This window comes from Pseudomonas sp. MSSRFD41, assembly GCF_014230245.1.
Taxonomy (GTDB): domain Bacteria; phylum Pseudomonadota; class Gammaproteobacteria; order Pseudomonadales; family Pseudomonadaceae; genus Aquipseudomonas; species Aquipseudomonas piscis.
This window is the reverse complement of record NZ_JACKZK010000016.1, coordinates 101,563-119,783: the sequence shown is the minus strand read 5'-3', so window position 1 is coordinate 119,783 and position 18,221 is coordinate 101,563. Positions and strand designations below refer to the sequence as shown.

Genomic DNA, 18,221 nt, shown 5'->3' with positions numbered 1-18,221 from the left:
ACAAAATACTGCCACTAAAAAGGCTTGTTTTCTATTTCCATGCGAATAATCTTGTAATTCCAACAACAAATCCTACGACAGGCGCTTACCCATGACTCTTCGAATCGCAATCAATGGTTTTGGCCGCATCGGCCGCAACGTCCTGCGCGCGCTCTATACCCAAGGCTATCGCCAGGACCTGCAGGTCGTCGCCATCAACGATCTCGGAGACAGCGCTATCAATGCCCACCTGCTCAAGCACGACACTGTCCACGGCCTGTTCGACGCCGATATCCAGCATGACCAGGAGAGCCTGACCGTCAACGGCGACCGCATCGCGGTCAGCGCCATCCGCAACCCGGGCGAGCTGCCCTGGGCCGCGGAAAAGATCGACGTGGTGTTCGAATGCACCGGGCTGTTCACCGACCGGGCCAAGGCCGCTGCCCATCTTACGGCCGGCGCGCGCAAAGTGATCATCTCGGCCCCGGCCAAGGGCGCCGATGCCACCGTGGTCTACGGGGTCAACCACGACATCCTGCGCCAGTCGCACCAGATCATCTCCAACGCCTCCTGCACCACCAACTGCCTGGCCCCGGTGGCCCAGGTGCTGCACCGCGAGCTGGGGATCGAGAACGGCCTGATGACCACCATCCACGCCTACACCAATGACCAGAACCTCACCGACGTCTATCACACCGACCCCTACCGCGCTCGCTCCGGCACCCAGAACATGATCCCGAGCAAGACCGGCGCAGCGGAGGCCGTGGGCCTGGTGCTGCCGGAGCTGGCCGGCAAGCTGACCGGCATGGCGGTGCGGGTGCCGGTGATCAATGTATCCCTGGTGGACCTGACCGTGACCCTCAAGCGCGACACCAGCGCCGAGGAGGTCAACGCCCTGCTCAAGAGCGCCAGCCAGCATTCGAAGATCCTCGGCTACAACACCCTGCCGCTGGTCTCCAGTGACTTCAACCACAACCCGCTGTCGTCGATCTTCGACGCCAACCACACCAAGGTCAGCGGCGGTCGCCTGCTCAAGGTCCTGGCCTGGTACGACAACGAATGGGGCTTCTCCAACCGCATGCTGGATAACTGCCTGGCCCTGTGCAACGCCGAATGATCGGCTGACCATCGGCCAATGGCAGAGGTTCCCGCCAGGAGAGTGTCCACTGCCTGACGGGATGGATCACACAAGGCTTGACCACGGATGCATATGACAATCATTATCATCCGCTAAAAAATGGATCAGGCCTTGCTGTGAGTCAGACGCACTTCAACCATGTATTCCTCACTCAACGAACGTCCCTGCTACGCACGCTGGAGCGGATGGTCAACAACCACAGCACCGCTGAAGACTTGCTGCAAGAGACCTACCTGCGCGTGACCCGGGCGCTGGCCGAGCGCACCATCACCCACCTGGAACCCTTCGTGTTCCAGACCGCCCGCAACCTGGCGCTCGACCACCTGCGTGCCCGGCGCATCCAGGACCGGACCCTGCTCGAAGACGTACCGCCCCAGGTGCTGGAGAGCGTTGCCGCGCCCCTCAGCAGCGCCGAGGACGCCGCCCACGCCGAGCAGTTGCTGGAACGCCTGAACCTCAGCCTGGGTCAACTCAGTGCCCGCCAGCAGCGAATCTTCATCCTCAGCCGCCTGCACGGTCACAGCTATCAGGAAATCGCCGACGAACTGGGGGTCTCCCCGAGCACGGTACAAAAGGAACTGAAACTGATCATGGCCATCTGCATCGGTATCGCCGAACGCCTCGAAGGCCAATGAGGCTCGACGACCAGGCAGAATGACTGCGTCAGCCCCGGGGCTTTTGCTACCCTTGCCCGGCTTTCGCTCTATCTTGAAAAAACAGCTGCGCACAGACGTGGCCGAGGAACACCCGTGACGGACTTTCACAGCGCCGAGCCCCCCACCCCTGCCGGCCAGAATCCGAATATCCAGGCCATGGACCAGGCCCTGGACTGGCTGATCGAACTGGAACACCCGACCCAGGAACAGATGAGTCAATTCCACCAGTGGCTGGCGGCGTCACCGCGCAACGCCCAGGCCTTCGCCAAGGCCCAGGCCATCTGGGATGGCCCGCAAGTGGCGCAGTCCGCCCTGGCCCTGGCCGCTCCCGCGAAGGTCTCGCCCCTGGCCCGCCTGCGCCCACATTGGAAACCCCTGGCCACCGCCGCCGTGCTGGTCCTTGGATTGTTCAGCTTCAGCAACCTGCCCCTGCGCCTGCAGGCCGACCACCTGACCCTGGTGGGCGAGCGCCAGCGCCTGCAACTCGAGGATGGCTCCCAAGTATTGCTCAATACCAACTCGGCGTTCTCCAGCGATATCGACGAGCACCGGCGCACCGCTCGGCTGTACCAGGGCGAGGCGTTCTTCGAGATCCCCGGTAATCGCGGACTGCCCCTGGAGCTGGACGCCGGTCCGGTGCGTGCCAGCGTGCGCGATACCGCGTTTGCCGTGCGTTACCTGGACGGTATCGCCCAGGTCCAGGTACAACGCGGGGATCTCGACCTGCGGGCAACCCACGCCGACCAGCGCCTGCGCCTGAGTGCTGGCGAAAGCGTACGCGTCGGCCCCCAAGGGTTCGAGCAACCGGCCAAACTCGATGCCAGCAAGGACCTGGCCTGGATCGAAGGCCGGCTGGTGTTCGAGAACTGCCCCTTGAGCCAGGTCCTGGCGGAGCTGCGTCGCTACTATCCCGGCTGGATCGTCAACAACAACGAAAAACTGGCCAATGTCGCGGTAACCGGCAACTACCGCCTGGACCAGCCCCTGGATGTGGTCCGCTCCCTGGCCCACATCACCTCGGCGCGGCTGTCGGAGCTACCGGCGCTAGTCATTCTCAATTGAGAACAATTATTTTTACGCGATAACCCCGGGCCGTACGTCTCGTTATAGCCAATGCAACTGATTCGCATTTTTGCATGTGAATCTGCACCTATAAAGATTCGTGCGACCCGGAGCGCTTTCGATGTCTTCTTGCCTCAACAGCCGATCCCCAGTTCCTCACTCCCGCCTGCATCACTGCACCCTGTCACTGCTCACCGCGGCCATCCTGCTGGCCGGCACCCATGCTGCGCCCGCTGTGGCCGCGCAAACCCCGGGCAGTTCCAGCCAGCGCATGGGCACCTACAACTTCGCCATTGCCCAGCAACCCCTGGTATCGGCGCTCAACGCCTTCAGCACGATGACAGGCTGGCAGGTCGGCCTGCCGGCCGAATTGGGCAAGGACGTGGTTTCTCCTGGAGTACGCGGCTCGCTGACGCCGGAGAAAGCCCTGGATCGGCTGCTGGCCGGCACCCACCTGAGTTATCGCAAGTTGGGCAGCAACAGCATCGTGCTGGAAAAGCGCAGCAGTCCGAATGCGGTGAACCTGCAGCAAGTGACCATCAGTGCCACCCGCCAGGAACAGGACATCACCTCGGTCCCCAGCACCGTGAGCGTGCACACCCGGGAAGAGCTCGACCGGCAGAACGTCACCACTATCAAGGACCTGGTGCGCTACGAGCCCGGCGTGTCGGTAGGTGGCGCCGGCCAACGCGCCGGTATCAGCGGCTACAACATCCGCGGCATCGACAGCAACCGGATCCTGACCCAGGTGGACGGCGTCGAAGTCCCGAATCAGTTCTTCAGCGGCCCCTACGCCAAGACCAACCGCAACTACGTCGACCCGGAAATCGTCAAGCGCGTGGAAATCCTTCGCGGCCCGGCCTCGGTGCTGTACGGCAGCAACGCCATCGGCGGCGCGGTCAGCTACTACACCCTGGACCCCGACGACATCATCAAGCCCGGCCAGGACTTCGGAGCGCGGCTGAAGGCCGGCTATAGCTCGGCGGACGAAAGCTGGCTCAAGTCCGGTAGCTTCGCCGGTCGGGTCGGCGAGTTCGACGGCCTGCTGCACCTGAGCCGGCGCGATGGCCACGAAACCGAATCCTACGGCGGCAACCACGGCACGGGCCTGGCGCGTACCGCCGCCAACCCCGAAGATGTGCGCACCACCAATGTGCTGGCCAAGCTGGGCTGGAACTATGCGGACGACGCCCGCCTGGGCCTGACCTACGAGAAATACAAGGACGACCGCGATACCAACCAGAAAAGCGCCTATGGCGGCCCGTTCGACAAAGGCAAACCTGCCATTCCCGGCAATATCCTGCCCGGAGGCATGTATCAATGGCGCAAGGGCAACGATACTCTCACCCGCGAGCGATTCGGCCTGGAGCACAATTTCGCCCTGGACAGCCTCCTGGCGGACAACGTCAAGTGGAGCCTGAACCATCAGGTCGCCAAGACCACCCAGGGCACCGAGGAGTTCTACTACCCCATTACTCGTAAGGTCTTGCGTACCCGTGAAACCAAATACGAGGAGCAACAATGGGTGTTCGACGCTCAGTTGGACAAGGCGTTCGCTATCGCTGAAACCGATCACCAACTGACCTACGGCACTACGCTCAAGCGCCAGAAAGTCACCGGCTCGCGTACCGGCAACGGTGTCTGCCTGAGCGTCGGCCGCGGCTGCCCGAGGGTTGGAGCCATCAGCACTGCCGACGTGCTGAACAAGTCCAGTGACTTCCCTGACCCAACCATCAATAGCTACGCGCTGTTCGCCCAGGACCAGATCAGTTGGAATGCCTGGACCTTCACCCCGGGCCTGCGCTACGACTACATCCAGCTCAAGCCGCATACGACCCAAGAGTTCCTCAATGCCGTCAATCCCAAAGGCACTACCCAGGTCAATGTCGATGAGAAGACCTGGCACCGGGTCTCGCCCAAGTTCGGCCTGACCTACGCCTTCGACAAGCACTACACCGCCTATGGCCAATATGCCGAGGGCTTCCGCACGCCGTCAGCCAAGGCGCTCTACGGGCGTTTCGAGAACCTCGCAGACGGTTATGTGGTCGAGCCCAACTCCAACCTCAAGCCTGAGACCAGCAAAGGCATCGAGACCGGCCTGCGGGGCAAGTTCGACGCCGGTTCCTTCGACATCTCGGTGTTCTACAACCAGTACCGCGACTTCATCAACGAAGACGCGATCAATCCAGGCGCGCAACAAACAGCAGTCATCCAGAGCAACAACATCAAGCGCGCCACCATCAAGGGTGCCGAAGCCAAGGGCCGCTTGAACCTGGATGCCTTCGGCGCCCCCCAGGGCCTGTACAGTATTGGCTCGGTGGCTTACGCCCATGGGCGCAACAACGATACTGGAGAGCCGATCAACAGCGTCAATCCACTCAAGGGCGTGTTCGGCCTGGGCTATGAACAGGACGACTATGGCACGCTGCTGAGCTGGACCCTGGTCAAGCGCAAGGACCGAGTCGACAGCACCACCTTCAAGGCTCCGGATGGCGCCAGCAGCCAGTTCAAGACCCCCGGCTTCGGCATCCTCGACCTCACCGGCTTCTACAAGGTCACCGACGACCTGACCGTCAATGCCGGCCTGTACAACCTCACCGACAAGAAATACTGGAACTGGGATGACGTACGTGGCTACGACGGTGTCGGCGAAGCTGGTGCCACAGCCCCCGCCAACCTCGACCGCCTGACCATGCCCGGCCGTAACTTCTCGGTGAACCTGGTCTGGGATATCTGACCCTGCCCCTCACTGCTCTTTTTCATTCAGGGCAGTGAGGATTTTTTACTGTGTCGCGTCTTCTTGTTCGTCTAGTCACTAAGTGCCTCTCATTCTCAAGGACATCGGTATGACCGCCCAGGCTTGCGCCCAACCTCATCACCTGCGCTCCCAGCGCCTGAACCAGATCACCCACGAGCCGCATTCCAAGCTCGATGCCCTGGTCAAGGCCCACGCGCCCTTCGAAACCCAGGGCGCCTTCGCCCGTTTCGTGGTGGCCCAGTACCTGTTCCAGTCGGAACTGGTGGAGCTGTACAACGATCCCGAGCTGATCGCGATCGTCCCTGACCTGGCCCAGCGTTGCCGCGCCGAAGCGGCCAAGGCCGACCTCGCCGACCTGGACACCGACGTACCGGCGCCGGTCGCCGGTGCCGTGCGCAATCCGAGCAAGGCCGAGGCCCTGGGCTGGATCTTCGTTTCCGAGGGCTCCAAGCTTGGCGCCGCGTTCCTGATCAAGCGCGCCGTGGGCCTGGGCCTGAGCGAAACCTTCGGTGCCCGCCACCTGGGCGAACCGGCCGGTGGCCGCGCCGAAGGCTGGAAGACCTTCACCCGCATCCTCGACGGCCTGGAGTTCAGCGCCGAGGAAGAAGCAGCCGCGGAAAAGGGCGCCCTGGATGCCTTCAATCGCTTCACCGTGCTGCTGGAACAGGCTTACTCCAGCGCGGCACAACCGGCCTGATCCCCCGCGACTGTGGCCAGGGCACGGTGGAGTGTCCTGGCCCACAGCGGTATCCTCTGCCGCGGCCCGTCTCGCGGATCAGCCGTACCACGCGTTACCTCAGCATCGACGCCATGACCCCCATTCGCCCCCCCGCTTCGAAAATCTCCCGCCTGCTGTTCGGCGCGCTGGCCTATGTCAGCCTGGCCATCGGCCTGATCGCCATCGTGGTGCCGGGCCTGCCGACCACCGAGTTCATCCTCCTGGCCGCCTGGGCCGCCACCAAGAGCTCGCCAAGGCTCAGCGCCTGGATGGAGAACCACCGCCTGTTCGGGCCGATCCTGAGCAACTGGCGCAATGGCCGGATCGTCAGCCGCAAGACCAAGGTCAGCGCCACCGTCAGCATGCTGCTGTGCGCCGGCCTGATGCTGGGCCTGCTCAATCACCACTGGACCCTGTATGCCGCCATCGCCGGCATGACCCTGGGCAACCTGTGGATCTGGTCACGCCCCGAGAGCCTGCCGCAAGCCTCCTGAAGCCCGTTATTGGCGGCTATGCCTTATGCCTCGCGGCATATATGCCAAGGACATGACCGTTCGTCGGCGGCGCCTCACGCAAAGGCCACCCGAGCCGATGTTCCGGGCATGGCGCTGAAATGGACTTGGCGAGCGGGGTCGTCCGACTCCGTGCTTTGCATCTGTCCTTTCGCGAGATCGCCCCATGTTCGACTCTCTCTCCATTCGCCTGAAGATCGTGCTGCTGTCCGGACTGTGCCTGCTGGGGGTCGTGGCCCTGATCGTCAGCATGAACCTGTACCAGAGCCGGCAGAACAATCAGCTGGTCAACGCCTCCAGCACGCGCATGCTGACCGCCGGGGTCGAAGACCTGCTGCAGGCCAAGGCGGCCGACCAGGCGGTGCGCATCCAGAAGACCTTCGGCGAGAGCCAGCTGGCGCTCAACGCCCTGGCGGACCAGGTCCGCGACCTGCGCCAGATGGCCAGCAAGCGCGGACTGGAAGCCTCGGCCCTGCGCGAGGAGCTCAACCACAGCCTCAAGACTGCCTTCGAGCGCAACGCCCGGGTGCTCGGTATCTGGCTGGCCTACGAACCCAACGCCCTGGATGGCAAGGACAGTGAGTTCGCCAACGATACGGCCCGCGCCTCCAACGAGCGCGGACGCTTCGCCACCTACTGGAGCCGTTCCGGTGGCCAAGGGCTCAACACGGTGATGGTCGAGGACGACCTGACCAAGACCACCCTCAACCTCAGCGGTACCCCCTACAACATCTGGTACACCTGCCCCCGGGACAACCGCCGCACCTGCCTGCTCGATCCCTATGCCGACACCATCGGCGAGGACAAGAAGCAGGTGCTGATGACCACCATCTCCCAACCCCTGCTGGTGGATGGCAAGGTGATCGGGGTGATGGGCATCGACATCGCCCTGGACTCGCTCCAGGCCGCCGCCGGCGAAGCCCAGCGATTCCTGTTCGATGGCGCCGGGCACATGATGATCGTCGCTGGCAGCGGCTTGCTGGCGGCGGTCGGCGCCGATGCCGGCCAGGTGGGCAAGAGCATCAACGATACCCTGGGCACAGAAGGCAAGGACCTGCTCGCGGCGGTGACCGGCAACCAGGCCAAGACCCTGCAGCAAGGCGAGCTGATCCGCTCGGTCTACCCTTTCAGCCCGATCGCCGATGCCAAGCCCTGGGGCGTGACCATCGACCTGCCCCGGCAGGTGCTGCTGGCCGACTCGGTGAAGCTGCAGACACTGCTGGACGACGCCCAGACCAGCGGCACGCTCAAGACCGTGCTGGTCGCCATCGGCGCCGGCCTGCTGGGCCTGGCGTTGATCTGGCTCAGCGCGTCGGGCGTGACCCGGCCGATCAACAGCGTGGCGCAGATGCTCAAGGCCATCGCCAGCGGCGACGGCGACCTGACCCAGCGCCTGGACTACAGCAAGAAGGACGAGCTGGGTGAGCTGGTGGGCTGGTTCAACCGCTTCCTCGACAAGCTGCAACCGACCATCGCCCAGATCAAGCAAAGCATCATCGAAGCCCGCGGCACCGCCGACCAGTCTTCGGAAATCGCCCGCCAGACCAGCGAAGGTATGCAGGTCCAGTTCCGCGAAATCGACCAGGTGGCCACTGCCTCCAACGAAATGAGCGCCACCGCCCACGAGGTCGCCAGCAGTGCGGCCAACGCCGCCCAGGCCGCCCGCGGCGCCGACCAGTCGGCCAGGGAAGGCCTGACCATCATCGAACGCAGCACCCAGGACATCAGCCTGCTGGCCGACGAGGTGAGCAAGGCGGTGGGTGAAGTCGAGGCCCTGGCGGTGAGCAGCGAGCAGATCGGTTCGGTGCTGGAGGTGATCCGCAGCATCGCCGAGCAGACCAACCTGCTGGCCCTCAACGCCGCCATCGAGGCTGCCCGTGCCGGTGAAAGCGGCCGTGGTTTCGCGGTGGTGGCCGATGAAGTACGCAACCTGGCCAAGCGCACCCAGGACTCGGTGGAAGAGATTCGCGTGGTGATCGAGCGCATCCAGAGCGGCACCCGTGACGTGGTGACCACCATGCATGCCAGCCAGGATCAGGCGCAGAGCAATGCCGGGCAGATCCAGCAAGCGGTCCAGGCCCTGGGCAAGATCAGCGACGCGGTGACGGTGATCAGCGACATGAACTTGCAGATCGCCAGTGCCGCCGAAGAACAGAGCGCGGTGGCCGAAGAGGTCAACCGCAATGTCTCGGCGATCCGCAGCGTCACCGAGACCCTTACCGAACAGGCCAGCGAGTCGGCCCAGGTCAGCAGCCAGCTCAATGCCCTGGCCACCCAGCAGATGCAGCTGATGGACCAGTTCCGCGTCTGAGTCCGGCCCTTGTGACGCGGCAACCCGCGTCACAAGGGCCGCGCCTGCGCCTCGACAGGCCATGGGGTTTCAGGGTGCAATGCCCTCCTCTTGTCGAGAGGAGCCGTCCATGCACCCGCTACTGACATCCATCCAAGCCGCCCTGGACCTGCCGCCGTCCCATCTCACCGAACAAGGCGAGGGCGCCCTGCCCTCGGCCTTCGCCGTCAGTGACCTGGCCAGCGCCAGCATCGGCGCCGCCGGGCAGGCACTCGCCGAATTCTTGTACCACCACACCGGCCGCCGGCCGGCTGTCAGCGTCGACCGGCGCCTGGCCTCGTTCTGGTTCGCCAGCTCGCTACGTCCCCTGGGCTGGAACCCGCCCGCACTCTGGGACCCGATCGCCGGTGACTACGCCACCTGCGATGGCTGGATTCGCCTGCATACCAACGCTCCTCACCATCGAGCCGTGGCCGAACACGTCCTGGGCGCCGCCAGCGACCGCGCGACCATGGCCACCCGGGTGGCCGGCTGGAACGCCCTGGAACTGGAGCAGGCCATGGTCGAGCAAGGTGGCTGCGCGGCGCAGATGCGCAGTTGGGCCCAATGGCAGGCCCACCCCCAGGGCCAGGCAGTGGCCGGCGAGCCCCTGGTGCACTGGCTGCCCGGTGGCGAACCCCGGGGCAAGGCCTGGAGCGGTTGCAGCGAACGGCCACTGGCCGGGCTCAAGGTCCTGGACCTGACCCGGGTCCTGGCCGGCCCCGTGGCCAGCCGCCTGCTGGCCGGGCTCGGCGCCGACGTGCTGCGCATCGATCCACCCTGGTGGAACGAACCGGCCGTCGAACCGGAAATGACCCTGGGCAAGCGCTGCGCCCGCCTGGACCTGCACGATCGCCAAGACCGCGCCACCTTCGAAGGCTTGCTGGCCCAGGCCGACCTGCTGCTGCATGGCTACCGCGGCGACGCCCTGGACGGGCTGGGCTATGACAGCGAGCAGCGCCAGCGCCTAGCCCCGGGGCTGATCGAGGTGAGCCTCAACGCCTACGGCTGGAGCGGTCCGTGGCGCAACCGCCGGGGGTTCGACAGCCTGGTGCAGATGAGCAGCGGGATCGCCGAGGCGGGCATGGCCTGGAAAGCTGCGCAGCGCCCCACGCCATTGCCGGTCCAGGCCCTGGACCACGCCACTGGCTACCTGATGGCCGCCAGTGCCCTGCGGGCCCTGGATCCGTCCTGGCGCCACGGTGGCCAGGCGCGCCTGTCCCTGGCGCGTACCGCGCAGTTGCTGGTCGAGCATTCAGGCCAGGGGCCAGCCACCAGCGGGTTGCGCGGGGAAGATCAGGACGACCAGGGGCTGGTGCTGGAGCAGACCGCCTGGGGCCCGGCCCGTCGCCTGCGCGTGCCCCTGCAGATCAGCGGCACGCCGATCCAGTGGGATTGCCCGGCCGGCCCCCTGGGCGCCCATCGCGCCCGCTGGTGGTAGGCGCCTGGCTCCTCAGCTACCCAATGTCCACAACTGCTGCGCCGCATAACCGCGCCAGGGCCGCCAGGCCTCGGCGCGGGCCAGCAGTTGCCGGGCACTGGGCCGCTGGCCCTGGAGGGTGGCCATGGCATTGAGCAGGCCCACGTCGGCCGCCGGGAAAGCGTCCATCTCACGCATGTGCCGCAAGGCGATGTAATGCGCCGTCCAGTCACCGATGCCCACCAGCCGCAGCAGGCCATCGAGCCCTTGCTGCAAGCTGGCCTTGGGGTCGAGCAAACCCGGATCCGCCAGCAATGCCTGGGCCACGGTGGACAAGGTCCGGCCACGGCTGGCGGGCATGCCCAGGGCAGCCAGGTCCGCCACGGCCAGGGCGGCGGGCGTGGCGAACACCTGGGTCAGGCCCGGCCAGCCGGGATCGGCGAGTGCCAGGGGCTGGCCATGCACGGCCACCAGCCGAGTGGCGAGGCGGATCGCACCCGCTACCGTGATCTGCTGGCCCAGTACCGCGCGGATCGCCAGTTCGAAGCCATCCCAGGCACCCGGAACACGCAACCCGCGACGCGCCTGCAGCAAGGGTTGCAACAACGGGTCGGCGGCCAGCTCATGGTGGATGCGCAGTACGTCGGCATCCAGGTCGAACTGTCGGCGCACGCGCCTCACCACCTGGTCGATCAGCGCCGGGGACGGTTCCTCGCCCCCCAGGTTCAAGCGCAAATCCAACTGCTCGCCAGGCCCGGGCCGCAGGCTCAGGGTGCCCTGTCGCCCGTCGAGCTCGAAGCTGCGAGCGTAGACACCGTCCTGCACCACCTCCAGGCCGCCGATGGCGCGCACCGCGAAGAACCCCAGCATGGCCTGCCAGTCATAGGGCCCCTGGTAGGGCAGCAGGAGCCGCTGCTGCGGATTCATAGCGCCAGCAAGCCGCTGTACAGACCATAGGCGGCCAGCAACGCACCGACGATCACGGCACTGAAGATCAGCTTCTCCGGCAGGGTGAACAACGGCTCGCCCTGCTCGTGCTTGGCCTTGGCGAACAGGATCACTCCCGGCGCGTAGAGCAGCGCCGAGAGCAGCAGGTACTTGACCCCGCCGGCATACAGCAACCAGATGGCATAGCTCAGGGCGACCACGGCGATGCACAGGTCCTTGAAGCGTTCCCCCGAGGCTTGCTCATAGGTTTCGCCGCGGCCACTGAGCAACACCGCATAGGCCGCCGACCACAGGTAGGGCACCAGGATCATCGACGAGGCCAGGTAGATCAGCTTGGTGTAGGTGCCGGCGGACACCAGGGTGATCAACAGGAACGCCTGGATCATCACGTTGGTCAGCCACAGGGCGTTGACCGGTACATGGTTGGCGTTTTCCTTGCGCAAGAAGGCCGGCATGGTCCGGTCGCTCGCGGTGGCGTGGAGGATCTCCGCGCACAACAGGGCCCAGGACAACAGGGCCCCCAGCAGCGATACCGCCAGGCCGACGCTGATCAACAAGGCGCCCCAGGGCCCGACGATATGCTCCAGTACCGCCGCCAGGGACGGGTTCTGCAACCTGGCCAGTTCCGGCTGGCTCATGATCCCCAGCGACAGCACGTTGACCAGCACCAACAACGCCAGCACGCCGAGGAAACCTATCACCGTGGCCCGCCCGACATCCGCGCGCTTCTGCGCCCGCGCCGAATACACACTGGCCCCCTCGATGCCGATGAACACGAATACCGTGACCAGCATCATGTTGCGCACCTGGTCCAGCACTCCGCCGAAATTCGGGTTGGCGCGTCCCCAGATATCGCGGGTGAAGATCTCCGCCTTGAAGGCCACCGCGGCGATCACGATGAACATCACAAGGGGCACGATCTTGGCCACCGTGGTCAGCTGGTTGATGAACGTGGCTTCCTTGATCCCGCGCAGTACCAGAAAGTGCACGGCCCACAGCAGCAGCGATGCACAACCGATGGCCACCGGGGTGTTGCCCTGGCCGAACACCGGGAAGAAGTAGCCCAGGGTGCTGAACAGCAGGACGAAGTAGCCGACGTTGCCCAGCCAGGCGCTGATCCAGTAGCCCCAGGCCGAAGAAAAACCCATGTAGTCGCCGAAGCCGGCCTTGGCATAGGCGTAGACCCCGGAATCCAGTTCAGGCTTGCGATTGGCCAGGGTCTGGAACACGAAGGCCAGGGTCAGCATGCCGACCGCGGTAATCGCCCAGCCGATCAGTACCGCCCCGGCGTCGGCCCGGGCCGCCATGTTCTGCGGCAGGGAAAAGATCCCCCCGCCAATCATCGAGCCCACCACCAACGCGATCAGCGCACCCAATTGAAGTTTCTGTGCCGGTTGTGACATCCCTACTCCTTATATCAGCGAGTCGCCCTGGCGATAAAATTAGACGCAATTAAATAACTTTCTAGGAATTTGATTCTGATAGTAACAGTCAATTAACCATCCTTTATTCGGATACTCTGCCACTACCTGCCAGAACACACTGAATAACCGAGTATTTCGTTAAGAGTATGTACCAAGTGCCATCACCACCTTCGCCTTAATTAGCAAGCGACAGGATTTGCATAATCTTTGAAAGGGTCTAGCGTCAATCGACATCGATAATGGAAGTCACCTCTTGAAAGGAGATCGAAGCCTCATGGGATGGGCCTTGCAGGGCTGCATTCTACCTCTGGCTACAAACCTTAAGTCATTCATTCACAACGAAATGCAGCAATTGACTGATCCAAGTCAGCAGTTTGGATTGGCGACAGACTTAATCTGAAGTCTCTCTTCTCCTGCATTGGAGTCATGCAATGTCTGAATCTCCCGGAAAACTAAAACTGGGCGCATTAGTCGCCCTGGTAGTGGGTTCCATGATTGGCGGGGGGATCTTTTCCCTGCCGCAGAACATGGCAGCCAGCGCCGATGTCGGGGCAGTTCTTATTGGTTGGGCAATTACTGCAGTCGGCATGTTGACATTGGCATTCGTCTTTCAAACCCTGGCCAATCGAAAACCTGACCTGGATGGCGGTGTCTATGCCTACGCCAAGGCCGGATTCGGCGACTACATGGGCTTCTCCTCGGCCTGGGGCTACTGGATCAGCGCCTGGTTGGGCAACGTCGGCTACTTCGTCCTGCTGTTCAGCACCCTGGGTTACTTCTTCCCGATATTTGGGGAGGGAAACACTCCTGCGGCGGTGATCGGTGCCTCCGTCCTGCTCTGGGCCGTGCACTTTCTGGTGCTGCGCGGGATCAAGGAAGCGGCCTTCATCAACCTGGTGACCACGGTGGCCAAGGTGGTGCCGCTGCTGCTGTTCGTACTGATCGCGCTCTTCGCCTTCAAGCTGGACATCTTCACCGCTGACATCTGGGGCGTGAAGAACCCGGACCTGGGCAGCGTGATGAACCAGGTGCGCAACATGATGCTGGTCACCGTCTGGGTGTTCATCGGCATCGAGGGCGCGAGCATCTTCTCTTCCCGGGCGGAAAAACGCTCCGACGTGGGCAAGGCCACCGTCATCGGCTTCATCACCGTGCTGCTGTTCCTGGTGCTGGTGAACGTGCTGTCCCTGGGGATCATGACCCAGCCGGAACTGGCCAAGCTGCAGAACCCATCCATGGCCGCAGTCCTGGAACACGTGGTGGGCCACTGGGGCGCGCTGCTGATCAGCATCGGCCTGATCATCTCGCTGGTGGGAGCGCTGCTGTCGTGGGTCCTGCTGTGCGCCGAGATCATGTTCGCCGCCGCCAAGGACCACACCATGCCGGAGTTCCTGCGCCGCGAGAACGCCAACCACGTACCGGCCAACGCCCTGTGGCTGACCAACGTCATGGTGCAGGTCTTCCTGGTCATCACCCTGTTTTCCAAGGGCACCTACCTGTCGCTGATCTACCTCGCCACCTCGATGATCCTGGTGCCGTACTTCTGGTCGGCGGCTTACGCGGTGCTCCTGGCGGTGCGTGGCGAAAGCTACGAGCAAGCCCTGGCCGAGCGCAAGAAGGACCTGGTGATCGGCGCCATCGCCCTGCTCTACGCGGTGTGGCTGCTGTACGCCGGCGGGGTCAAGTACCTGCTGCTCTCGGCCCTGCTCTACGCCCCCGGCGCGGTGCTCTTCGCCAAGGCCAAGATGGAATTGCACAAACCGGTTTTCACTCCTGTCGAGAAGCTGATCTTCGCGGCCGTGCTCCTGGGCGCCGCCCTGGCGGCCTACGGCCTCTACGACGGCTTCCTGACCCTATAGCTGCACCGGCAACACCCCCTGATTGTTTTGTCTCTGGAGGATCACAGTAATGACCACGGAAAAAGTTAAGTACGGCGTCCATTCCGAAGCCGGCAAACTGCGCAAAGTCATGGTTTGCTCCCCAGGCCTGGCCCATCAGCGGCTGACTCCGAACAACTGCGATGAACTGCTGTTCGACGACGTGCTGTGGGTGGCCCAGGCCAAGCGCGATCACTTCGACTTCGTCACCAAGATGCGCGAGCGGGATATCGATGTGCTGGAGATGCACAACCTGCTGACCGACATCGTCGCCATCCCCGAAGCCCTGGACTGGATCCTGGAGCGCAAGATCACCGCCAACACCGTGGGCCTGGGGCTGGTGGAGGAAGTCGGCTCGTGGTTGCGCAGCCTGGAGCCGCGCAAGATCGCCGAATACCTCATCGGCGGGGTCTCGGCCGACGACCTGCCCAGCAGCTTCGGCGGCAGGACCATCGAGATGTTCCGCGACTTCCTCGGCCACGCCAGCTTCATCCTGCCGCCGCTGCCCAACACCCAGTTCACCCGCGATACCACCTGCTGGATCTATGGCGGCGTGACGCTCAACCCCATGTACTGGCCGGCGCGACGCCAGGAAACCCTGCTGACCACCGCCATCTACAAGTTCCACCCCGAGTTCACCAACGCCGACTTCCAGATCTGGTACGGCGACCCCGACCAGGAACATGGTGCCTCCACCCTGGAAGGCGGTGACGTCATGCCCATTGGCAACGGCGTGGTCCTGATCGGCATGGGCGAGCGTTCGTCCCACCAGGCCATCGGCCAACTGGCGCGCAACCTGTTCAAGAACAAGGCCGTGGAGCGGGTGATCGTTGCCGGCCTGCCGAAATCCCGCGCAGCGATGCACCTGGACACCGTGTTCAGTTTCTGCGACCGCGACCTGGTCACCATCTTCCCCGAAGTGGTCAATCAGATCGTTCCTTTCACCCTGCGCCCTGACGAGAGCAAGCCCCACGGCATCGCTATCCAGCGCGAGAAGACCAACTTCCTCGACACCGTGGCCGCCGCCCTCAACCTCAAGGCCCTGCGGGTCGTGGAGACCGGCGGCAACAGCTTCGCCGCCGAACGCGAGCAATGGGACGACGGCAACAACGTGGTGGCCGTGGAGCCCGGCGTGGTCATCGGCTACGACCGCAACACCTACACCAACACCCTGCTGCGCAAGGCCGGCGTGGAAGTCATCACCATCAGCGCCGGCGAACTGGGCCGCGGCCGTGGCGGCGGCCATTGCATGACCTGCCCGATCGTGCGCGACCCGATCGACTACTGAGCCTTTAGACGACCCACTGTCCGACCGCGCCTGCCCGGCGCCGGTCGGGCCGATCAGCGAATTCGAGGAAAATCACCATGGCCTTCAACATCCACAACCGCAACCTGCTGAGCCTGGAACACCACACCCCGCGTGAGCTGCGCTACCTGCTGGACCTGTCCCGCGACCTCAAGCGCGCCAAGTACACCGGCACCGAGCAGCAGCACCTGAAGGGCAACAACATCGCCCTGATCTTCGAAAAGACCTCCACCCGTACCCGCTGCGCCTTCGAGGTAGCGGCCTATGACCAAGGGGCCAACGTCACCTACATCGACCCCAACTCCTCGCAGATCGGCCACAAGGAAAGCATGAAGGACACCGCCCGGGTGCTGGGGCGCATGTACGACGCCATCGAGTATCGCGGCTTCAAGCAGGAGATCGTCGAGGAACTGGCGAAGTTCGCCGGGGTGCCGGTGTTCAACGGCCTGACCGACGAATACCACCCGACCCAGATGATCGCCGACGTGCTGACCATGCGTGAGCACGCCGACAAGCCGATCCACGAGATCAGCTACGCCTACCTGGGCGATGCTCGCAACAACATGGGCAACTCGCTGCTGCTGGTGGGCGCCAAGCTCGGCATGGACGTGCGCATCTGCGCGCCCAAGGCCCTGTGGCCCCATGACGACCTGGTCGAGCGCTGCAAGAAATACGCTGAGGAAAGCGGTGCGCGCATCACCCTCACCGAGGACCCGAAAGCCGCGGTCAAGGGCGTGGACTTCATCCACACCGACGTCTGGGTCTCCATGGGCGAGCCGGTGGAAGCCTGGGCCGAGCGCATCGAGCAACTGCTGCCCTACCAGGTCAACACCCAGCTGATGAAGGCCACCGGCAACCCTCGGACCAAGTTCATGCACTGCCTGCCGGCCTTCCACAACAGCGACACCAAGGTCGGCAAGCAGATCGCCGAGCAGTATCCGCACCTGGCCAACGGCATCGAAGTCACCGATGACGTATTCGAGTCCCCGGCCTGCATCGCCTTCGAGCAGGCGGAGAACCGCATGCACACCATCAAGGCGATCCTGGTCTCGACCCTGGCCGACCTGTAATTCCCCTTCGGTACCGGCGCTGCCCAGGTAGCGCCGGCACCGGACTCTAGAAGGACTGCATTATGCGTATCGTCGTTGCATTGGGCGGTAACGCCCTGCTCCGCCGTGGTGAGCCCATGACCGCGGACAACCAGCGCGCCAACATCCGCATCGCCACCGAACAGATCGCCAAGATCCATCCCGGCAACCAGCTGGTGATCGCCCACGGCAATGGTCCGCAAGTGGGGCTGCTGTCGCTGCAGGCGGCGGCCTACACCCAGGTCTCGCCCTACCCGCTGGACGTGCTCGGGGCCGAGACCGAGGGCATGATCGGCTACATCATCGAACAGGAACTGGGCAACCTGCTGGACTTCGAGGTGCCGTTCGCCACCCTGCTGACCCAGGTGGAAGTGGACGCCAAGGACCCGGCATTCAAGAACCCGACCAAGCCCATCGGCCCGGTCTATGACAAGGAAGAAGCCGAGCGCCTGGCCAAGGAAAAAGGCTGGGCCATCGCTGCGGACGGCGACAAGTTCCGCCGCGTGGTGGCGAGCCCGAAACCCAAGCGCATCTTCGAGATCCGCCCGATCAAGTGGCTGCTGGAGAAAAGCAGCATCGTGATCTGCGCCGGCGGTGGCGGCATCCCGACCCTGTATGGCGAGGACGGCAAGCTCAAGGGCATCGAGGCGGTGATCGACAAGGACCTGTGCTCGGCACTGCTGGCCCGACAACTGGAAGCCGACCTGCTGGTGATCGCCACCGACGTCAACGCGGCGTTCGTCGACTTCGGCAAGCCGACCCAGAAGGCCATCGCCCAGGCCCATCCGGACGAAATCGAGAAGCTGGGCTTTGCCGCCGGCTCCATGGGCCCCAAGGTCCAGGCGGCCTGCGAATTCGCCCGGCAGACTGGAAAAGTCGCGGTGATCGGTTCACTCTCGGACATCGAAGCCATCGTCCAGGGCCAGGCCGGCACGCGCATCAGCACGGCGAAACCCGGCATCAGCTACCTGTAGACGCCCGCTGCCAGAATACGGGCAGGCCCGCG

General features: G+C 64.1%; 14 protein-coding genes. 12 read left to right on the top strand and 2 right to left on the bottom strand.

The genetic code is table 11. The features are described 5' to 3' along the window. Positions 1–91: 91 nt before the first annotated feature. The 8 genes from gap (at position 92) to H7A76_RS22370 (ending at position 10,593) form a co-directional block, all read left to right on the top strand. Positions 92–1,096, top strand: coding sequence for a type I glyceraldehyde-3-phosphate dehydrogenase (gap, locus tag H7A76_RS22405; RefSeq protein ID WP_185700521.1), 1,005 nt, complete (start codon positions 92–94; stop codon positions 1,094–1,096). 137 nt (positions 1,097–1,233) lie between these two features. Beyond that, the gene (locus tag H7A76_RS22400) at positions 1,234–1,752 is read left to right on the top strand and encodes an RNA polymerase sigma factor (protein ID WP_185700520.1); all 519 of its coding nucleotides are present in this window, start codon (positions 1,234–1,236) and stop codon (positions 1,750–1,752) included. Positions 1,753–1,866: 114 nt separating this feature from the next. Beyond that, positions 1,867–2,835, top strand: a complete 969-nt coding sequence (locus H7A76_RS22395; protein ID WP_185700519.1) for a FecR family protein — start codon at positions 1,867–1,869, stop codon at positions 2,833–2,835. A 121-nt stretch (positions 2,836–2,956) separates the two neighbouring features. Then, positions 2,957–5,572, top strand: coding sequence for a TonB-dependent receptor (locus H7A76_RS22390; RefSeq protein ID WP_185700518.1), 2,616 nt, complete (start codon positions 2,957–2,959; stop codon positions 5,570–5,572). 109 nt (positions 5,573–5,681) lie between these two features. Further along, a complete protein-coding gene (locus tag H7A76_RS22385; RefSeq protein ID WP_185700517.1) occupies positions 5,682–6,290 on the top strand; it encodes a biliverdin-producing heme oxygenase in 609 nt (202 codons plus the stop codon). A gap of 113 nt (positions 6,291–6,403) precedes the next feature. Then, complete coding sequence (locus tag H7A76_RS22380) at positions 6,404–6,805, top strand: YbaN family protein (RefSeq protein ID WP_185700516.1); 402 nt, start codon at positions 6,404–6,406, stop codon at positions 6,803–6,805. 184 nt (positions 6,806–6,989) lie between these two features. Continuing rightward, a complete protein-coding gene (locus H7A76_RS22375) occupies positions 6,990–9,134 on the top strand; it encodes a methyl-accepting chemotaxis protein (RefSeq protein ID WP_185700515.1) in 2,145 nt (714 codons plus the stop codon). A gap of 109 nt (positions 9,135–9,243) precedes the next feature. Then, positions 9,244–10,593 carry a CoA transferase gene (locus H7A76_RS22370; RefSeq protein WP_185700514.1) on the top strand — a complete coding sequence of 450 codons (1,350 nt, stop codon included), beginning with the start codon at positions 9,244–9,246 and terminating at the stop codon, positions 10,591–10,593. A gap of 12 nt (positions 10,594–10,605) precedes the next feature. On the opposite strand, the gene H7A76_RS22365 is transcribed toward H7A76_RS22370, so the two are convergent. After that, positions 10,606–11,499, bottom strand: a complete 894-nt coding sequence (locus tag H7A76_RS22365; RefSeq protein ID WP_185700513.1) for a DNA-3-methyladenine glycosylase family protein — start codon at positions 11,497–11,499, stop codon at positions 10,606–10,608. After that, a complete protein-coding gene (gene arcD, locus H7A76_RS22360; RefSeq protein ID WP_185700512.1) occupies positions 11,496–12,923 on the bottom strand; it encodes an arginine-ornithine antiporter in 1,428 nt (475 codons plus the stop codon). The genes H7A76_RS22365 and arcD (H7A76_RS22360) overlap by 4 nt, the downstream gene beginning before the upstream one ends. A gap of 452 nt (positions 12,924–13,375) precedes the next feature. Here arcD (H7A76_RS22360) and arcD (H7A76_RS22355) point away from each other — a divergent pair, with 452 nt between their 5' ends. The 4 genes from arcD (H7A76_RS22355) (at position 13,376) to arcC (ending at position 18,189) form a co-directional block, all read left to right on the top strand. Further along, entirely contained in the window at positions 13,376–14,803 is a 1,428-nt protein-coding gene (gene arcD, locus H7A76_RS22355) for an arginine-ornithine antiporter (protein ID WP_185700511.1), read from the top strand. Between the two features lie 49 nt (positions 14,804–14,852). Continuing rightward, positions 14,853–16,109, top strand: coding sequence for an arginine deiminase (gene arcA / locus H7A76_RS22350; RefSeq protein ID WP_185700510.1), 1,257 nt, complete (start codon positions 14,853–14,855; stop codon positions 16,107–16,109). A gap of 77 nt (positions 16,110–16,186) precedes the next feature. Beyond that, on the top strand, positions 16,187–17,197 hold the full coding sequence (locus H7A76_RS22345) for an ornithine carbamoyltransferase (protein WP_022640460.1): 1,011 nt from the start codon (positions 16,187–16,189) through the stop codon (positions 17,195–17,197). A gap of 62 nt (positions 17,198–17,259) precedes the next feature. Next, positions 17,260–18,189 (top strand): carbamate kinase, encoded by a 930-nt coding sequence (arcC, locus tag H7A76_RS22340; RefSeq protein WP_185700509.1) that lies wholly within the window; start codon positions 17,260–17,262, stop codon positions 18,187–18,189. Positions 18,190–18,221 lie beyond the last annotated feature (32 nt).

Bases quoted from the DNA above. Each gene is read 5' to 3' on its own strand.
- H7A76_RS22375 (WP_185700515.1), top strand. From the start codon at position 6,990: ATGTTCGACTCTCTCTCCATTCGCCTGAAGATCGTGCTGCTGTCCGGA.
- arcA (WP_185700510.1), top strand. From the start codon at position 14,853: ATGACCACGGAAAAAGTTAAGTACGGCGTCCATTCCGAAGCCGGCAAA.
- H7A76_RS22345 (WP_022640460.1), top strand. From the start codon at position 16,187: ATGGCCTTCAACATCCACAACCGCAACCTGCTGAGCCTGGAACACCAC.
- H7A76_RS22380 (WP_185700516.1), top strand. From the start codon at position 6,404: ATGACCCCCATTCGCCCCCCCGCTTCGAAAATCTCCCGCCTGCTGTTC.
- H7A76_RS22385 (WP_185700517.1), top strand. From the start codon at position 5,682: ATGACCGCCCAGGCTTGCGCCCAACCTCATCACCTGCGCTCCCAGCGC.
- H7A76_RS22390 (WP_185700518.1), top strand. From the start codon at position 2,957: ATGTCTTCTTGCCTCAACAGCCGATCCCCAGTTCCTCACTCCCGCCTG.
- arcD (WP_185700511.1), top strand. From the start codon at position 13,376: ATGTCTGAATCTCCCGGAAAACTAAAACTGGGCGCATTAGTCGCCCTG.
- arcC (WP_185700509.1), top strand. From the start codon at position 17,260: ATGCGTATCGTCGTTGCATTGGGCGGTAACGCCCTGCTCCGCCGTGGT.
- H7A76_RS22365 (WP_185700513.1), bottom strand. From the start codon at position 11,499: ATGAATCCGCAGCAGCGGCTCCTGCTGCCCTACCAGGGGCCCTATGAC.
- gap (WP_185700521.1), top strand. From the start codon at position 92: ATGACTCTTCGAATCGCAATCAATGGTTTTGGCCGCATCGGCCGCAAC.
- arcD (WP_185700512.1), bottom strand. From the start codon at position 12,923: ATGTCACAACCGGCACAGAAACTTCAATTGGGTGCGCTGATCGCGTTG.
- H7A76_RS22370 (WP_185700514.1), top strand. From the start codon at position 9,244: ATGCACCCGCTACTGACATCCATCCAAGCCGCCCTGGACCTGCCGCCG.